Source organism: Actinomadura nitritigenes (assembly GCF_017573545.1).
In the GTDB taxonomy this organism is placed as follows: Bacteria; Actinomycetota; Actinomycetes; order Streptosporangiales; family Streptosporangiaceae; genus Spirillospora; species Spirillospora nitritigenes.
Genome location: NZ_JAGEOK010000051.1, coordinates 35,039 through 52,412 on the forward strand (window position 1 = coordinate 35,039; position 17,374 = coordinate 52,412).

The following is a 17,374-nucleotide window of genomic DNA, read 5'->3' on the forward strand; positions in this document are numbered from 1 at the left end:
CAACTCTCCACACCGCGAAACGCGAACCAGCACTACCTGTTCCAATCTAGCGCGCCCGTCCCCCGCACCCCGGGAACCGGCGTCGCCGCCCGAGGGTGCTGCATAATGCGCCTGTGGACCTGTGGACCGCGCGGGCGCCCGGCGCGACGGACGGGCCGGCAGGACGGTGCGGGCCGCCGGACCCCCGCTGCCGGTGGCGGCGGCCTGCCTCGCCGTCCTGGCGCTCGCGGAGTCGGCCGCCGGGCTGCTGCTGGACGGCCGCGGCCCGGTCGCGCGGCTGGTGATGGACATGCCGGGCGCGCGGGACGGCCACGGCGGCGTGCGCGTCCCCTTCGTCGCGCTCATGGTGCTGCTGTGCCTGTGCGCGACACTGCCCGCCGCTCTTCCGCGCCCGGCGGTCGCGGCGTTCGCCGTCTCGGCCGCGAACGCGGTCTCGCTCGGCCTCGTCCACGCGGCGACCGTCGCGGGCTCGGCCGCGCTGCTGGCCGCCGCCCACCGTGCGGGACGGTCCGGGGCGCATCTCGCCGCCCTGGTCATCGGGCTGCCGTTCCCCGTGCTGGCGCTCGCGGGCCCCGGAACGGCGGAGGTCCGGGTCCGGGCGGTGCTGCTCGCCTCGCTGGTGCCGGTCGCCGCGCTGGCCGGCGCGGTCCGGCGGGCGCGGGCCGAGGCGCGGGAGAGCACCGCCGCCCGGCGGGCGATGGCCGGGACGCTGCTGGAGAACACCGCGCGCGGCGAGCGCGCCCGCATCGCCCGCGAGCTGCACGACGTCGTCGCGCACCACATCTCCATGATCGCGGTGCAGGCGGAGACGGCCCGGCTCGCCACCCCCGGCATGCCCGAGGCGGGCGCGAAGCGGCTGCTGGACATCGGCGACACGGCACGGGCGGCGCTGACGGAGATGCGGCGGCTCCTCGGCGTGCTGCGCGAGGACACCCGGCGGCCCGAGGCGCGGAACGCGCGCCCGGCCGCGGAGCGGCGGCCGCAGCCGGGGCTCGTGCAGCTCCTCGACCTGCTCGACGAGGTCCGCGACGTCTCCGGCGCGGCGGCCCGGCTGATCGTGCACGGGACGCCGGACCCGCTCGACCCCGGCGTGGAGCTGGCCGCGTACCGGATCGTCCAGGAGTCCCTGACCAACGCGCGCCGGCACGCGCCCGGCGCCGCCGTCGACGTCGAGCTGCACTACACCGCCGACGCGCTGCGGGTGCGGGTCCGCGACAACGGCCCCGGCGCCCCCGCCTCCCCGGCCCCCGGCCCGCGGGCCTCCGGCGGGCACGGGCTGCTCGGCATGCGCGAACGCGCCGCGGCCGTCCGCGGCGAGGTCCGCACCGGCCCGGCCGCGGGCGGCGGCTACCTTGTCGAGGCCCGCCTCCCCGCCGGCACGGGCCTTCCCGCTGGGACGGACCCGCCCGCGGCACCGGAAGGACCACGATGAGCGAACCGCCAACGATCAGCATCGTCGTCGCCGACGACCACCCGGTGGTGCGCACCGGCTTCGCGACGCTGCTGGACGCCCAGCCCGGCTTCACCGTCGCCGGGACGGCCGAGGACGGCGACGAGGCCGTCCGGGTCTGCGCGGAGCTGTCGCCCGACGTGGTGCTGATGGACGTCCGGATGCCCGGGACGGACGGCATCGAGGCGACCCGGCGGATCGTCGCGTCCGGCGCGGACCGGCCGCGCGTGCTGATCCTCACCACGTTCGACCTGGACGAGTACGTCTACGACGCGCTGCGCGCCGGCGCGGGCGGGTTCCTGCTCAAGGACGTCACCGCCGAGCGGCTCTTCGACGCCGTCCGGGTCGTCGCGGCCGGGGACGCGCTGCTCGCGCCGGCCGTCACCCGCCGGCTCATCGACGAGTTCACCCTGCTCAAGCCCCGGCCGGCCGGCCTTCCCGCGACCACGCTGGACGTGCTGACGCCGCGGGAGAAGCAGGTGCTGCGGCTCGTCGCGGACGGCCTGTCCAACGCGGAGGTCGCGGCCCGCCTGGTCGTCACGGAGGAGACCGTGAAGACGCACGTCAGCCGCATCCTCACCAAGCTGGCGCTGCGCGACCGGACGCAGGCCGTGATCGTCGCCTACGAGACCGGCCTCGTCGTCCCGGGCTCCAAGGCGTAGCTCTCAGGAGGGACGCGGGGCTCCCTGGCGCGGGGGACGAGGATCGCTCGGCGCCGTGACGACCGGGACGCCGTCCGCTATCTACGCTTCCGGCATGGAATCGACCATCGAAGTCGACGGCCTGCGCAAGCGCTTCGGCCGCGCCCTCGCGCTGGACGGCATGTCGTTCGCCGTCCGGCCCGGGGAGGTGACCGGGTTCGTCGGGCCCAACGGGGCGGGGAAGTCCACCACGATGCGGGTGATCCTCGGCCTGGACGCGCCCGACGAAGGCCGCGCGCTCGTCGGGGGCCGCCCGTACCGCAGCCTGCGGGACCCGCTCCGGCACCTCGGCGCGCTGCTCGACGCCGCCGCGCTCCAGCCGAGCCGCACCGCCCGCAACCACCTGCTGTGGCTGGCGCACTCGCAGGGCCTCGGCGCCGGCCGCGTCGACGAGGTGATCGGCCGGGTCGGGCTGGACGGCGCGGCCCGGCGCAGGGCGGGCGGCTTCTCGCTCGGCATGCGGCAGCGGCTCGGGATCGCGGCGGCGCTGCTGGCCGACCCGCCGATCCTCATGCTGGACGAGCCGTTCAACGGGCTCGACCCGGACGGGATCCGGTGGATGCGGGGGTTCCTGGCGTCGCTGGCCGCCGAGGGCCGCGCGGTCCTGGTGTCCAGCCATCTGATGAGCGAGCTGCAGGACACCGCCGGCCATCTCGTCGTGGCCGGGCGCGGCAGGGTCGTCGCGGACGCGAGCGTCGCCGAGCTGCTCGCGGCGGCGTCGCGCGGCCGGGTCACGCTCCGCACGTCCGCCCGAGCGCGGGCGATGACGGTGCTGGCGAGCGCGGGCGCCACCGTGACCGTGGACGGTGCCGAGACGCTCACCGTCTCCGGGCCGGGCGCCGAGGAGATCGTCCGGCTGCTGGGCGGCGCGTCGGTGCCGTTCTCCGAGGTCGCCGCGCACCGCGCGACGCTCGAAGAGGCCTACATGGAGCTGACGCGCGACGCCGTCGAGTTCGGTGCCGCAGAGCGGGCGGCGTCGTGACCGCGGTCCTCCCGCCGCCGCCGCCGCGGACGGACCGGCGCCGCGCCCTCGACGGCTTCGCGCGGGTCCTGCGCGCCGAGTGGACCAAGTTCCGGACCGTCCGGGGCTGGGTCATCGGCATCGCCGTCGCCGCCCTCGTCACCGTGCTGATCGGGATCCTCGCCACGGCGGGCCCCACGCTGAACCACCGGCCGGACGCCATCCCGAGGGGGCCGGACGGACGGGCGGTGAACGACGCCTTCTACTTCGTCCACCGGACGCTGCGGGGCGACGGCTCGATCACGGTCCCGGTGACGTCGCTGACCGGCATGATCAGCGCGGGCCCGGACATGCGGCGCGGCGTCGAGCCGTGGGCGAAGGCCGGGATCATCGTCAAGGACGGGCTGCGGCCCGGCTCGCACTACGCGGCGATCATGGTGACCGGCGGCCACGGCGTGCGGATGCAGCACGACTACGTGCACGACACCGCCGCCCCGCGCGCGGTCGCGTCCGCGCGGTGGCTGCGGCTCGTCCGGTCCGGCGAGACGGTCACCGGCTACGGCTCCGCCGACGGCGCGCGCTGGACGCGGGTGGGCTCCGTCCGGCTGCCCGGCCTCGCGACCGAGGTGCGGGCCGGCGCCTTCGTCGCGTCCCCCATGGACATGGCCCCGACCTCGCACGGCGCGACCTTCGACCCCGCCGTCGCGACCGCGACGTTCGGGACGGCCGTCCTGACCGGCGGCTGGACGCCCGGCGCCTGGAAGGGCGGGCAGGTGGGAAGCGCCGGAACGTCCGGCAGCTACACCGACACGCTCCACGGCGGGTTCACCGAGTCCGGGCGGGGCCTCACCGTGACGGGCGCCGGCGACATCGCCCCGATCGTCGGCGGCCCGGCGCTCGGCACCGGCTACGCCGTCGAGAACCTGCTCGTCGGCGCGTTCGCCGGCATCCTGCTGACGGCCGTCGTCGGGGCGCTGTTCGCCTCCGCCGAGTACCGGCGCGGCCTGATCCGGCTCACCTTCGCCGCGAGCCCGCGCCGCGGGCGCGTGCTGGCCGCGAAGGCGCTGGTCATCGGCCTCTCGGCGTTCCTGACCGGGCTGGTCGCCGCCGCCGTCGCCATCCCGCTCGCCACCATGCGGGCCCGCGGCCACGGCTTCTTCGTCCTGCCGGCGTCCGCGTGGACCCAGGCGCGCGTGGTGGCCGGGACCGCGCTGCTGTTCGCGGTCGCGTCCGTCCTCGCGCTCGCCGTCGCGACGCTGATCCGGCGCGGCGCGGCGGCCGTCACGATCATCGTCGCGGTGCTCGTCCTGCCCTACGTCCTGGCCACGGGCGGGATGCTGCCGGACGGGCCGTCGGCGTGGCTGCTGCGCGTCACCCCGGCCGCCGGCTTCGCGATCCAGCAGACCCTGGTCCGGTACCCGCAGGTCGATACCGTCTACACGCCGTCCAGCGGCTACTTCCCGCTGCCGCCCTGGGCGGGCTTCGCGGTGCTGTGCGCCTACACCGCCGTCGCGCTCGCCGCCGCCGCCCATCTGCTCCGCCGGAGGGACGCATGACACGGCCACGATCGTTCGGGCGGGCGCTCCACGCGGAGTGGACGAAGCTCCGCACCGAGGCGGGCCCCGCCTGGCTCCTGCTCGCCGCGATCGCCTCGACGGTCGCGCTCGGCGCGGGCGCGGACGGCTCCGCCCGCTGCGCGCCGCCCGACTGCGCCCCGGACGTCACGCGGATCAGCCTGACCGGGGTGATGCTCGGCCAGGCGGCCGTCGCGATCCTGGCCGTCCTGGCCATCGGCAACGAGTACGGCACCGGGATGATCCGGACGACGTTCACCGCGGTCCCGCGCCGGGCCGCCGTCCTCGCCGCGAAGGGCACCGTGCTCGCCGGAACCGTCCTGGCCGCCGGGGCCGTCGCGGTCCCGGCGTCCCTGCTGGCCGGGCGGCTCGTCCTGCCCGGGAACGGGTTCACGGTCGCGAACGGCCGCCCGCCGATCTCGCTCGCCGACGGGCCGACGCTGCGCGCCGCCGCGGGGTCCGTCCTCTATCTCGTGCTGGTCGCGCTGCTCGCGCTCGGGGTGGCGGCCGCCGTCCGGGACTCGGCCGCCGCCATCGGCACCGTCCTCGGCCTGCTGTACCTCTTCCCGATCGTCATCCACGTCATCGGCGACCCGGCGTGGCAGCGGCGCCTGGAGAAGATCGCGCCGATGCCCGCGGGGCTGGCCGTTCAGGCCACCACCGGCATCGGCGACCTTCCGATCTCCCCGTCGAAGGGCCTCGCGGTCCTCGCCGCGTGGGCCGCCGCGGCCCTTCTCGCCGGGACCGTCCTGCTGCGCGCCCGCGACGCCTGACCCGGCCGACCGGACGACGGGGCCGGACCGGGGTGAACATTCTTGTGGCATCGAGGTGAGTAGGCGCGGGGGAGAAGGTGAGAGACATTCGGGTTCTGTGCTCGTGGTGACGGCGGGAGCCTGGTATGCGCATGCGACCGGTGGTGGCGATCCTCATGGCGGGCCTGCTGGCCTGGGCTCCCGCCGCGTTCGCGGACGGCGGGTTCCCCGCGTCGCCGCCGGACGATCCGGGCTACGCGAGCGCCGAGGTACCGGGCTGCGGGAACGGCGTCAACGGGGAGCAGCACGCGCTCTACTCCTTCATGCCGAAGTGCGCGCCGAACGCCAGGGACCCGGAGAACGCGTCCGGGATGTCGGTCGACAAGGCGTGGCGCGAATACACCATCGGATCGCCGGACGTCGTGATCGCCTACGTCGAGGGCGGGATCAACTGGCACAACGGCGACGCCGCCGAACTGGCCGACAAGGTGTTCCTCAACACCGGCGAGCTGCCCGAGCCCGAAGGGTCGTCCACGTACGACAAGGACGGCGACGGCGTGGTCACCGCCGCCGACTACGCCGCCGACCCCCGGGTGAAGGACGCCAACGGCAACGGGCGCATCGACCCCGAGGACCTGATCGCCGCCTTCTCCAACGGCAAGGACGACGACGGCAACGGCTTCACCGACGACATCTCCGGCTGGGACTTCTACGAGCGCCAGAACGACCCCGCCACCTACGACTCCACCTACGGGCACGCGAACGGCCAGATGAAGACGATGGCCGCGCAGACGAACAACGGCGTGCAGGGCGCCGGGGTGTGCCCGCGCTGCCGGATCCTGCCCGTCCGCGCGGGCCAGGAGGCCCTCGACCGGACGGACGACCTGGCGCAGGCGTGGCTGTACGCGGCGCACATGGGCGCGAAGGTGATCGTCAGCACGACGGCGGACCTCGGCTACTCCTCCTACATGCGGCAGACGGTCGAGAAGCTGTGGCGGGACGGCGTCGTCATGGTCGAGTCGAGCAACGACTTCGACTCCACCGACCACCAGGGCGGCATGTTCTGGCCGCACGTCATCCCCGGCAACGGCCTCGTCCCGAACACGGCCGGGGTCCCCGACCCCCTCGCCAACACGCTGACCACCACCTACCGGACGCGCTCGGACGAGACGTCGTTCGGCGCCAAGGCGATGTTCTCCGTCGCCACGCAGGGCGGATCGACGTCGGAGTCGACGCCGACGACCGGCGGGGTGTTCGGGCTGCTGCTGTCGTACGGGATCCAGATCGGACGGCCGCTGACGAACGAGGAGGCCGTCCAGGTGCTGCGGGCGACGGCCTCCGACATCGACGACCCGTCCCTGCCCTGGCCCGGCAGGCCCGGGTGGGACCGGCAGTACGGGTACGGGCGGCCGAACGTCGCCAAGGCCATGCAGGCCGTGAAGGACGGGAACGTCCCGCCCGTCGGCGCGATCACCGGCCCCGACTGGTACTCGCTCTACGATCCGGCGTCCACCAGGTCCGTCGACGTCACCGGGTACGTCGCCGCGCCGCGCTCGTCCGGGTACCGGTACGAGCTGGACTGGGCGCCGGGCATCGAGCCGTCCGCCGCCGCCTTCCGAAGCGCCGGCTCCGGCTCGGGGGCGTCGCCCCATGACGGCCGCATCGGCACGCTCGACCTCTCGCAGGTTCCGAAGTCGGTGTGGGAGGCGCAGTACAGGCTGTCGGACGACAAGGCCCTCTCGGCCAGCGAGCAGTACACGGTCACGCTGCGGCTCCGCGTGTGGGACGCGTCCGGGCGCATGGCCGAAGAGCGGCGCGCGATCGCCGTCCACCACGATCCCGCGCTGCGCACCGGATTCCCCAGGCGACTCGGCGTCGGCAACGAGAGCCAGCCCGCGATCACCGAGCTCCAGGGGCGGAAGGCGATCGTCTACGCCGACGGCGACGGCCGCGTCCACGCGCTCGACGGCGCGTCCGGAAAGGAGCTGCCCGGCTGGCCCGCCACCACGCGGCCGACCGTCCCGCAGCACGCGTATCCGGGCATCGACCCGGGCCACGAGCCGGTCGTGGCGCCCGTCGCGGTCGGTGACCTGACCCACGACGGCCACCGGGAGGTGGTCGCGACCAGCACGACCGGCCGTACCTATGTCTTCGACGCGTCCGGACGGCTCCTGCCCGGCTGGCCGAAGACCCTCGACGCGGGCGTGGCGCCGCCCCCGGTCCCGCGCCCCGCCCTGAAGTACACGCGGCTGCCGGTCCAGGGTGCGACCGCCTCGCCCGTCCTCGTGGACCTCGACGGCGACGGCGGGCTCGACATCGTCCAGGCCGGCTGGGACGGCCGCGTCCACGCCTGGCGCCCGGACGGCTCCGACCTGCCCGGATGGCCCGTCGAGGTGCGTACGGGCAACGGGCCGCCCGACGGATACATCCGGATCGACGACCACAAGCTGCCCGGCACCCCGGCGGTCGCCGATCTCGACGGCGACGGCCGACCGGAGATCGTCGTCCGCTCCCAGCTGTCGGACAGCAAGGGCGGGGGAGAGCAGTTCTACGGCGCGAACTACGCGTTCGCCTACCACGCGGACGGCGCCCCCGTCGCCGGCTGGCCCGTCCGGATGGCCTCGGTCATGACGTTCTACGGCAGCGCGCAGGAGTTCATCACCGAGGGCGTCAACCAGCCCGTCACGGCCGACGTGGACGGCGACGGCAAGGACGAGGTGGCCACCGGCCCCTCCTTCGGCCCCACCTACCTGATCTCCGGGACCGGCAGGATCCTCCGCGACTACGGGCCGCTCGCCAACCCCGCCCTGGACCCGTCCGCCGTGCTCGGCGGCCACCTGCCCGCCGACGTCCCGCTCTCCTTCACCACGTCCGGCGCGTTCGGGCGGTTCGGCCCGCTCGGGCGGCTCGGCTACACGGAGGGCGGCTCCGGCGCGGCGTCCCTGGTCGCCGCCCTGCTGTTCCCCGGCAGCGGGCAGCCGATCGGCAACTACCAGCGCGGCTACGACGCCGCCACGGCCCTGCCCGTGCCGGGCTTCCCGCAGCGCCGCACCGGCCTCGCCTTCCTCGGCTCCCCGATCGTCGCGGACGTCACCGGCGACGGCCGCGCCGAGGTGATCGGCGGCGGCGACACCTCCACCCTGCACGCCTTCACGTGGACCGGCCAGGCCGCCGGCTTCCCCCTGTTCACCGGCGGGTGGACGATCTGGTCCCCGTCCGCCGGGGATCTCGACGGCGACGGGCGGACGGACCTGGTCGCCACCACCCGCGAGGGCTACCTGTTCGCCTGGAGGACCCAGGGCAGAGCGGACGCCGTCGAGTGGCCGACCTACCACCACGACGATCAGCGCACGGGCCGTTACGGACAGCTCCGCTGACAGGCGCCCACGGCGGAACAGGCCGACCGGACGCGGCTGACATGCACTTTCGCGGCGCAGAGGATGTTCTCCGGGCCCGGCGGCAGCGTACGGTTAGCCGCTGTGAGATGGGTCATGGCCGTGGTCGCGGTGGTGCTGCTGTCCACGGTGTCCGGATGCGGCGGCGGCCCGGCGCGGCCGTGGCGCCTCGTCATCGCGGCGGGCGGCCGGAAGGCGGTCTACTACGCCTACGGCCAGGGGATCGCGCGAGCCGCGGCGGCGCACCTGCCGGGCGCGCGCCCCCAGGTGCTGGCCACCGCCGCCTCGCTGGAGAACCTGCGGCTGGTGTCCACCGGACGCGCCGACGTCGCGTTCACCCTCGCCGACTCCGCGGAACTGGCGTTCGAGGGACGGCCGCCCTTCACCAGGCAGGAGCCGGTCGTCGCCCTGGCCCGCCTCTACGAGAACTACACCTACCTCGTCGTCGCGGCGGACAGCGCCATCCGCAGGCTCACCGACCTGCGCGGCAAACGGGTGTCCCTCGGAGCGGACGGGTCCGGCACCGAGCTCATCGCCACCCGGCTGCTCACGGTCGCCCGGCTCGACCCGGCCAAGGACGTGCGGGCGAGCCGGACGCAGCTCGTGGACGCGGCCGCCGCGCTGCGCGCGGGCCGCCTCGACGCCTTCTTCTTCTCCGGCGGGCTGCCGATCCCGCAGATCGTGGAGCTGGCGAAGCAGATGCCCATCAGGATCGTCGGGCTGGCCGACTACGCCGCCCCGCTCCGCAGGAAGTACCGGGCGTTCTACGAGGAGCAGTCGATCCTCGCCTCGACGTACGGCCTCGACGCGCCCGTGCAGACCATCGGCGTCCCGAACTACCTGGTCGTCAACGCCTCGATGCCGGACGACCGGGCCTACGCGCTGACCCGGCTGCTGTTCACCCGGCGGGACGACCTCGCGGCGGCCCACCCCGCGGCGCTCTACCTGGACCGGAGATCGGCGGTGTCGACGTATCCGCTGCCGCTCCATCCCGGGGCGATCCGCTACTACCGGGAGACCAAGGGCGAGGGATGAGCGGGCCGGGCCGCGGCCCCGTGCCCGCCGCCGCCGGCAGGACGACCCGGACATGCAGGCCGTGCGGCCGCGCCGGCATCAGCACCATCCGCCCGCCGGACGCCTCCGCGAGCGCGCCGACGATGCTCAGCCCCAGCCCGGTGCCGTCCACGTTCTGCTGGCCGGCGCCGCGCCAGAACCGCTGCGCGGCGTGGGCCAGGTCCGGCTCCGGCAACCCGGGGCCGTCGTCCACCACGTCGATGGCGACCACCGGGTCGTCCGGCGCGTCAGGGAGCACGCGCGGCCGCGACACCGTGACGGTGACGGTCGCCCCCTGCCCCGCGAACTTGACGGCGTTGTCGATGAGCGCCTCCAGGATCTGGCCGACGCCGCCCTGCACCGCGTACGCGGCCGCGTGCGCCGCGCCCCGGCAGCGGATCCGCACGCCCGGGGAGGCGTGCCGCCGCGCGTCCACCTGCTCCCGCGCCACCCGCCCGCAGTCGACCACGCTGATCGGGTAGTTGCCGCCCTCGGCGCGCGCCAGCGCCAGGATGCCGTCCAGGATCCGGCCCAGCCGGGTGACCTCGTCGACGGCCAGCGCCAGGTCGCCCTCCCCGTCCGGCGGCACGTGCGGCGCGAGGTTGTCCACCCGCAGCCGCAGCGCCGCCAGCGGGTTGCGCATCTGGTGCCCGGCGTAGGAGACGAACGACCGCTGCTGCTCCAGGACGTGCCCGAGCGCCGCGACCATCTCGTTGAAGTGCTCGCCGAGGCGCCGCAGCTCCGCTGGCCCCGTCGTCACCGGGACCCGCGCCTGCCACTGGCCCGCCGACAGCTCCCCGGTCGCCACGTCGAGCTCGCGGACCGGGCGCAGGAACCAGCGGGCGAGCGGGACGGCCGCCAGCCCGAACACCAGCAGCGCGCCGAGGCCGGCGGCGGCCAGCTCCGACCACCGCCGCACCGTCCGGGCCCGCACCCGCGTCGTCGGGGCTATGGTGACGACCGCGGCGACGACCCGGCCGCCGAGCCCCACCGGCTCCGCCACGACCAGCGGGTCCCGCCGCCACGGCCACACCACCTCGTCCACGTCGGAGCGCTCGCCGGACAGGGCGTCGCGCAGCCGCGCCCCCGCCCGCCGGCCGATGTCGGCCCCCGCCCGCGACGACAGCACGACGTCGCCGTCGCGGTCGACCACGGCGGCGATGATCCCGTAGAGGGCGTCGTAGCGGCTGAGCTCCGCCCTCAGCGCCACCGTCTCGCCGCTGCGCAGCGCGGGCTCGGCCAGGGACGCGAACCGGGCGGTGTCGTTGAGCTGGTCGATGAACAGGTTCTGCGTCTGGCGGCCCGCGAACGCGACCGCCAGCGGCACCTCCAGCGCGGTGAGCACCACCAGCAGCAGGGACGCGTAGAGCACGAGCATGCGGCGCAGCATGCCGCTCACCTCCCGGCCCGGTGCGGCCGGGGCGCCGTCACGGGTCCGTCGCCGCCCCGCCCGTGCGGGCGGCCGCGGCCCGCCGGGCCGGCTCGTCGTCGGTGGCCAGCCGGTAGCCGACCCCGTGCACCGTCCTGATCAGCGCCGGGTCGCCGAGCTTGGCGCGCAGCGTCGCGATGTGCACGTCCAGGGTGCGGCGCGCCCCCGGCCACACGTTGTTCCACACCTCGATCAGCAGCCGCTCGCGGGTGACGACCAGGCCGGGCTGCCGGGCGAGCGCGGCGAGCAGCTCGAACTCCTTGCGGGTGAGCGCGACCGGCGACCCGTCCGCCGCGGTGACCTCGCGCCGCGCCGTGTCGACCCGCAGCCCGCCCGCGGCCACCACCACCGGCCGCACGACCGGCCTGACCCGGCGCATCACCGCGTCGATCCGGGCGGCCAGCTCGGCGACCCCGAACGGCTTGACCAGGTAGTCGTCGGCGCCGGTGCGCAGCCCGAGCACCCGGTCCCGCTCCTCGCCCCGCGCGGTGACCGCGATGATCGCGACGTCGCCGCCGGCGCGCAGCCGCCGGCACACCTCGATGCCGTCCAGGTCCGGCAGGCCGAGGTCCAGCAGCACCAGATCGGCGGGCGGCGCGTCCAGCGCCGCCGCCCCGGTCGCGGCCCGGCGCACCTCGAAGCCCTGCCGGCGCAGTGCCACCGTGAGCGCGTCGGCGAACCGGTCGTCGTCGTCGACGAGAAGGATTCGCATGGTGGGGACAGCGTAAGAAGTCGGGCGTGCGCTGCCTACCGGGCAGATCCTAGAAGTTCCTCAAATTTGCCGCTCCGCTCTCCGGCCCCGGCCCGCCGCGCGCCTACCTTCCCGGCAAGGGCGCGCACCGCGTCCCCGGGTCGCGCCTTCGACGGGGCGGATGGCCGGCCGTCCCGGACCGAGAGGAACAGGCGATTCCGATGCGAACCAGGAAGGCGGCGGCGCTGGCCGCCGCGGTGGCGCTGATCGCGGCCGGCTGCGGATCGAAGGGCGAGCGGCAGAGCGGCGGCGACGCGGACGCGCTGACGATCGGCGCGTCGCTGTCGCTGACCGGGTCGCTGGCCCGCGAGGGCGGCCTCACCAAGGAGGGCTACGAGCTCTGCAAGAAGGCGGTGAACGCCAAGGGCGGCGTCGCGGCCGGCGGCAAGCACCTCAAGCTCGACATCAAGTACCAGGACGACACCTCCAAGCCGGACACCGCCGCCCAGCTCGTCGACCAGTTCAACGACAAGGGGATCAAGCTGATCCTCGGCCCGTACGGCTCGGCGACCACCGAGGCCGCCGCCGCCGTGATCGAGCGCAACGGCCAGGTGATGGCCGACAGCTCCGGCGCCGACGACAAGATCTTCCAGAAGGGGTACCGGCGCACCTTCGCCGCGCTGTCCCCGGCGCACTCCTACGCCGCGTCCATGGTGCAGGCCATCGCGGAGATGGCCGACCCGAAGCCGCGCACGATGGCGTTCCTGTCCGCCGACGACGGGTTCTCCAAGACCGTGGCCCAGTCCGGCGCCGACGAGGCCCGCAAGCTCGGGTTCACGGTCGTGGCCACCGAGTACTTCCCGAGCGGCACCTCCGACGTGTCCGCCGCGCTCACCAAGATCAAGCCGATGAGGCCGGATGTCGTCGTCGGCTCGGTGCACGTCGCCGAGGGCATCGCGATCATCAAGCAGGCCAGGGAGCTCGGCGTCACGCCGTCCGGCGGCTTCGCCGAGACCGTCGCGCCGCCCACCCCCGACTTCGCGAAGTCGCTCGGCGCCGACGCCGAGAACGTGCTCGGCTCCACCCAGTGGACCGACAGGACCGCGGGCAAGGACAAGTGGATCGGCACGGCCGCCGACTACGGCCAGCAGTTCGCCGCCGCGTTCGGCGGCCGCGCCCCCGAGTACCACGGCGCCGAGGCGACGGCCGCGTGCATCGCGCTGGTCGACGCCGTGGAGAAGGCCGGGAGCACCGACCCCGACAAGGTGCGGGACGCGCTCGCCGCGCTGGACGAGCCGACCTTCTTCGGGCCGCTGAAGTTCACCGCCGAGGGCCAGAACCTGACCAAGACCATGCAGGTCATCCAGGTGCAGAAGGGCAGGCCCGTCACCGTCTGGCCCAAGGCGGCCGCCGAGGCCCCGATGATCTGGCCGGGCACCGGGAAGCGGTCATGAGCCAGTTCCTGCAGGCGACCGTGTACGGGGTGCTCCAGGGCGGCCTGCTCGCACTGGTCGCCGTCGGCTTCTCCCTGGTGTGGGGGGTGATGAACGTGATCAATCTGGCGCACGGGTCGTTCGTCCTCGTCGGCGCGTACCTGGCCTTCGAACTGAACCGGCGGATCGGGCTCGACCCCTTCGCCGCGATGGTCCCGGCCGCCGCCGCCCTGTTCGCCGCCGGCTACCTGGTGCAGCGCTGGCTGATCAACCTGGTGGTCAAGGCGCCGATCTTCATCACCCTGCTGCTCACCTTTGGGCTGAACCTGCTGCTGGTCAACGGCCTCATCCTGGCGTACTCCGGCGACTACCGCTCGGTGACCACCGGCTACGCCGCGGACGGGTTCGCCCTGCTCGCGGGCGTCCGGGTGCCGCTCGGGCGGCTGCTGGCGGCGGTCGTGGCGCTGCTGCTCACGCTGGCCCTCGTCATGGTGATGCGGCGGACCCGCACCGGCCTGGCCATCCTCGCCACCGGCATGGACCGCGGCGCGGCGCGGCTAATGGGCATCCGCGCCCGGCACGTGTACGCGCTCACCTTCGGTCTCGCCGCCGCGATGGCGGGCGCGGCCGGCGCCGCGGTCAGCGCGGTCGGCACCTTCAGCCCCGCCGACGCGGGCCGCTTCACCTTGTTCAGCTTCGTCGCCGCCGTCCTCGGCGGGCTCGGCAACATGTACGGCGCGCTGATCGGCGGGATGGTGCTCGGCCTCGTCGAGGCGTGGGGCGGGCAGTTGCTGCCCGGCACCCTCGTCAACGCCGTCGCGTTCGCCGTCCTGGTGATCGTGCTCGCCGTGCGGCCCCAGGGCATCGCCGGCCGGGCCTTCTACGCCTCCCGGGTCGAGGTGTGACGATGGCCGAATCCAGCACCGCCGCGCCGGCGAAGGAGACCGCCGGGGCGGCCCGCGGCCGCCGCCCGCGCCTGCCCGCCTGGTGGCCGTGGGGAGGCGGGCTCGTCCTGGTCCTCGGCTGCCTCGGCCTGCAGAGCCAGCTCTACTCGGGCCAGGAGCGGACCGTCACGACGGTCTTCATGTTCGTCGCGCTCGCCGCGGCGTGGAACCTCATCGGCGGCTACACCGGCTACGCCTGCTTCGGGCAGGTCGGCTTCTTCGGCCTCGGCGCCTACACGGCCGTCGTCCTCATGGCCCACGCGAGGCTGTCGTTCTGGATCGCGCTGCCGGCCGCGGCCGTCGTTGCGGCCCTGTTCGCGGCCCTGATCGGGCTGCCGCTGCTGCGGCTCAAGGGCCACTACTTCGCGGTCGCGACCCTCGGCGTCGCCGAGGGCCTGCGGGAGCTCGTCACCAACGTGCCCCGCTGGACCGGCGGCGGATCCGGCGCGACGATCCCGTCCACCGGCGGCCGGGCCGTCACCCCATGGCTCGGGAACGACGGCTTCTACCTGCTGTTCCTCGGCATCGCCGTGGTGTCGGCGGTCGTCGTGGCGCTGATCGCGCGCAGCCGCACCGGCTATGCGCTGCGCGCCGTCAACCAGGACGAGGACGCCGCCGCCGCGATGGGCGTCAACACCACCGTGGCCAAGACGGCCGCGTTCGCCGTCTCCGCCGCGCTCACCGGCGCGGCCGGCGCCGCCTACGCGTTCCAGCAGGTCACGATCTACCCGCAGCGGCTGTTCGACGTGGACATCACCGTCCTGATGATCGTGATGGTGGTGCTCGGCGGGGCCGGCACCGTGCTCGGGCCGATCCTCGGCGCCGCCGGCATCGCGATCGCCTCGGAGTACCTGCGGCAGCACCTGCCCGAGGCGCACGACCTCACCCTCGGCGCACTGATCATCATCGCGGTGGTCCTGCTGCCCCAGGGGGTGGTCAACTTCGCCCGGGACGCGGTGCGCACCCGGGACTTCTCCCTGCTGTCCAACGTACGGAGGTACCGGCTTTGAGCGGCGACACCCCCGTCCTGCGGGTGCAAGGGCTGCAGCGCCGGTTCGGCGGCCTGATGGCGGTCTCCGACGTCGACCTGGCGGTGCCCGCCGGGCGCGTCCTCGGCGTGATCGGCCCGAACGGGGCGGGCAAGAGCACCCTCGTCAACCTGATCAGCGGCCATCTCCGGCCGACCGCGGGCGCGGTCATGATCGGCGACGCCGACCTCACCGGGGCCCGGCCGTGGCGGATCGCGCAGGCCGGCGTGGCGCGGACCTTCCAGATCGTCAAGCCGTTCCGCGGGCTCACCGTCGCCGACAACGTGACGGTCGCGGTGATGTTCGGCCCGGCCCGGATCCGCTCCCGCGCCCGCGCCCGCCGGGAGGCCGAGGAGGTGCTGGAGCGGGTCGGCCTCGGCGGCAAGGGCGAGCTGCCGCCCGCCGAGCTGCCGGTCGCCGACGCCCGCCGCCTCGAGCTGGCCAAGGCGCTGGCGCTGCGGCCGCGGGTGCTGCTGCTGGACGAGGTCCTGGCCGGGCTGCGGCCCGCCGAGATCGACCCGGCGCTCCGGCTCATCGACGAGCTGCGCGGCGAGGGCCTCACCCTGCTGGTCATCGAGCACATCATCCAGGCGATCGCGGCCGTCTCCGACGAGGTCCTCGTGCTGCACCACGGCGCGGTCCTCACCCAGGGCCCGCCGGACGAGGTGCTGGGCGACGAACGGGTCATCGAGGCGTATCTCGGCCACCGGTACACGAGGAAGAGCGGCTCATGATGCTCGAGATCGACCGGCTCACCGCGGGCTACGGCCGGGTGCGGGTGCTGCACGAGGTGTCGCTGTCGGTGGACGAGGGGGAGATCGTCGCGCTCGTCGGCCCGAACGGCGCCGGGAAGTCCACGCTGCTGCGGGCCGTCACCGCGATGATCCCGGATCGGAGCGGGTCGGTCCGGGTGGCCGGCCGCGAGCTGATCGGCGTGGCCGTCGAGGACGTCGCCGCGGCCGGGGTCGCGCACGTCCCGGAGGGCCGCCGCCTGTTCCCGGGGCTGACCGTCCGGGACAACCTGCGGCTGGGCGGCTGGGTCCCCAGGAACGGCGATCTCGGCCCGGTCCTGGAGCTCTTCCCCCGGCTCGCCGACCGGCTGAACCAGGTCGCGGGCAGCATGTCCGGCGGCGAGCAGCAGATGTGCGCCATCGCGCGGGCCCTGATGGGCCGGCCGCGGCTGCTGCTCATCGACGAGCTGTCCCTCGGGCTGGCCCCGCTGGTCGTGGACGAGATCCTGGAGCGGCTCGCCGGGATCGCCGGGACCGGGACGGGCGTCCTGCTGGTCGAGCAGGACGCGGGCGCCGCCCTGGAGGTCGCCGACCGCGGCTACGTGCTGGAGCTCGGCCGGATCGGGCTGTCCGGGACGGCCGCCGAGCTGGCCGCCGACCCGCGCATGCGCAGCGCCTACCTGGGCGGGGACCCGCCCGCGGAGCCCGTCTCCTGACCGAGGGAACCTCTGCCGTGAAGCGGGGCGCGCACCGGAACGCCGGAGCGCGCCCCGCTTTACGTTCCCCTTCCGTAGGGGCCCCTTCTGCAAAGGCCGGGCCCAGGGCCGGCGGGGGACGGAGCCCAGGCCGTCCCCGAGGGCCTGCCAGGGTGCTTGGCGTGGGCCGCGGCTCCGCCTGCCCAAAGGGCCCGCCAGGGCCTGTCCCAGGGCTGCTCCCGGCCATCCCAAAGGCCTCACCAGGGGCCTGGGACAAGGCGAAACCCCTGCGCAGCCCGTGGCCTGGGCCACTCGGAAGATGATCCACATGTCCGGATCCCGGCCCGCTGGAGATCCTCCCGAACTTTTTTTGGGTCGGGAGAAGTGGGCCTGAGCCCTTGCGTTTGCGAGGTTTTGGGCGCTCTTTGCAGGTGGGGCGGGTGCTTGGGGCGTGCTTTGCGAAATATGGGGCCCCTTGAACCTGTTGTGGATGTGTGACCGACGGGGAAGCCCGCCGGAGGCGCCCGACCAGATCAC

At 74.7% G+C, this 17,374-nt stretch carries 13 protein-coding genes and 1 pseudogene; 12 read left to right on the forward strand and 2 right to left on the reverse strand.

The genetic code is table 11. The features are described 5' to 3' along the window. Positions 1 to 121: 121 nt before the first annotated feature. The 7 genes from J4557_RS52030 to J4557_RS50460 all read left to right on the forward strand — a co-directional run bounded on the left by J4557_RS52030 (position 122) and on the right by J4557_RS50460 (position 9,868). On the forward strand, positions 122 to 1,432 hold the full coding sequence (locus J4557_RS52030) for a sensor histidine kinase (protein ID WP_208273455.1): 1,311 nt from the start codon (positions 122 to 124) through the stop codon (positions 1,430 to 1,432). After that, entirely contained in the window at positions 1,429 to 2,112 is a 684-nt protein-coding gene (locus tag J4557_RS45225) for a response regulator (RefSeq protein WP_208273457.1), read from the forward strand. Before J4557_RS52030 ends, J4557_RS45225 begins: the two co-directional genes overlap by 4 nt. A 94-nt stretch (positions 2,113 to 2,206) precedes the next feature. Continuing rightward, complete coding sequence (locus tag J4557_RS45230) at positions 2,207 to 3,133, forward strand: ABC transporter ATP-binding protein (protein ID WP_208273459.1); 927 nt, start codon at positions 2,207 to 2,209, stop codon at positions 3,131 to 3,133. Then, positions 3,130 to 4,668: an ABC transporter permease subunit gene (locus J4557_RS45235; RefSeq protein ID WP_208273461.1), complete on the forward strand. Its 1,539-nt coding sequence runs from the start codon at positions 3,130 to 3,132 to the stop codon at positions 4,666 to 4,668. Before J4557_RS45230 ends, J4557_RS45235 begins: the two co-directional genes overlap by 4 nt. Beyond that, entirely contained in the window at positions 4,665 to 5,459 is a 795-nt protein-coding gene (locus J4557_RS45240) for an ABC transporter permease (RefSeq protein ID WP_208273463.1), read from the forward strand. The genes J4557_RS45235 and J4557_RS45240 overlap by 4 nt, the downstream gene beginning before the upstream one ends. Before the next feature lie 125 nt (positions 5,460 to 5,584). After that, a complete protein-coding gene (locus J4557_RS45245) occupies positions 5,585 to 8,815 on the forward strand; it encodes an FG-GAP-like repeat-containing protein (RefSeq protein WP_208273465.1) in 3,231 nt (1,076 codons plus the stop codon). Positions 8,816 to 8,917: 102 nt separating this feature from the next. Then, positions 8,918 to 9,868, forward strand: coding sequence for a TAXI family TRAP transporter solute-binding subunit (locus tag J4557_RS50460; RefSeq protein WP_307800581.1), 951 nt, complete (start codon positions 8,918 to 8,920; stop codon positions 9,866 to 9,868). Between the two features lie 43 nt (positions 9,869 to 9,911). Here J4557_RS50460 and J4557_RS45250 read toward each other — a convergent pair. Together J4557_RS45250 and J4557_RS45255 are read right to left on the reverse strand one after the other, a co-directional pair. Beyond that, positions 9,912 to 11,276, reverse strand: a pseudogene (locus J4557_RS45250) (sensor histidine kinase); the annotation flags it as partial. A gap of 37 nt (positions 11,277 to 11,313) precedes the next feature. After that, positions 11,314 to 12,027, reverse strand: a complete 714-nt coding sequence (locus J4557_RS45255; RefSeq protein WP_208273468.1) for a response regulator transcription factor — start codon at positions 12,025 to 12,027, stop codon at positions 11,314 to 11,316. 200 nt (positions 12,028 to 12,227) lie between these two features. Between J4557_RS45255 and J4557_RS45260 the strand changes: the two genes are divergently transcribed. The 5 genes from J4557_RS45260 to J4557_RS45280 are packed head-to-tail and all read left to right on the forward strand — an operon-like array spanning position 12,228 to position 16,858. Further along, entirely contained in the window at positions 12,228 to 13,460 is a 1,233-nt protein-coding gene (locus J4557_RS45260) for an amino acid ABC transporter substrate-binding protein (protein WP_208273470.1), read from the forward strand. Then, entirely contained in the window at positions 13,457 to 14,344 is an 888-nt protein-coding gene (locus J4557_RS45265) for a branched-chain amino acid ABC transporter permease (protein ID WP_208273472.1), read from the forward strand. Before J4557_RS45260 ends, J4557_RS45265 begins: the two co-directional genes overlap by 4 nt. 2 nt (positions 14,345 to 14,346) lie before the next feature. Next, the gene (locus tag J4557_RS45270; protein WP_208273474.1) at positions 14,347 to 15,393 is read left to right on the forward strand and encodes a branched-chain amino acid ABC transporter permease; all 1,047 of its coding nucleotides are present in this window, start codon (positions 14,347 to 14,349) and stop codon (positions 15,391 to 15,393) included. After that, positions 15,390 to 16,145 (forward strand): ABC transporter ATP-binding protein, encoded by a 756-nt coding sequence (locus J4557_RS45275; RefSeq protein WP_208273476.1) that lies wholly within the window; start codon positions 15,390 to 15,392, stop codon positions 16,143 to 16,145. The genes J4557_RS45270 and J4557_RS45275 overlap by 4 nt, the downstream gene beginning before the upstream one ends. Beyond that, a complete protein-coding gene (locus tag J4557_RS45280) occupies positions 16,142 to 16,858 on the forward strand; it encodes an ABC transporter ATP-binding protein (RefSeq protein ID WP_208273478.1) in 717 nt (238 codons plus the stop codon). The genes J4557_RS45275 and J4557_RS45280 overlap by 4 nt, the downstream gene beginning before the upstream one ends. Positions 16,859 to 17,374: the final 516 nt, after the last annotated feature.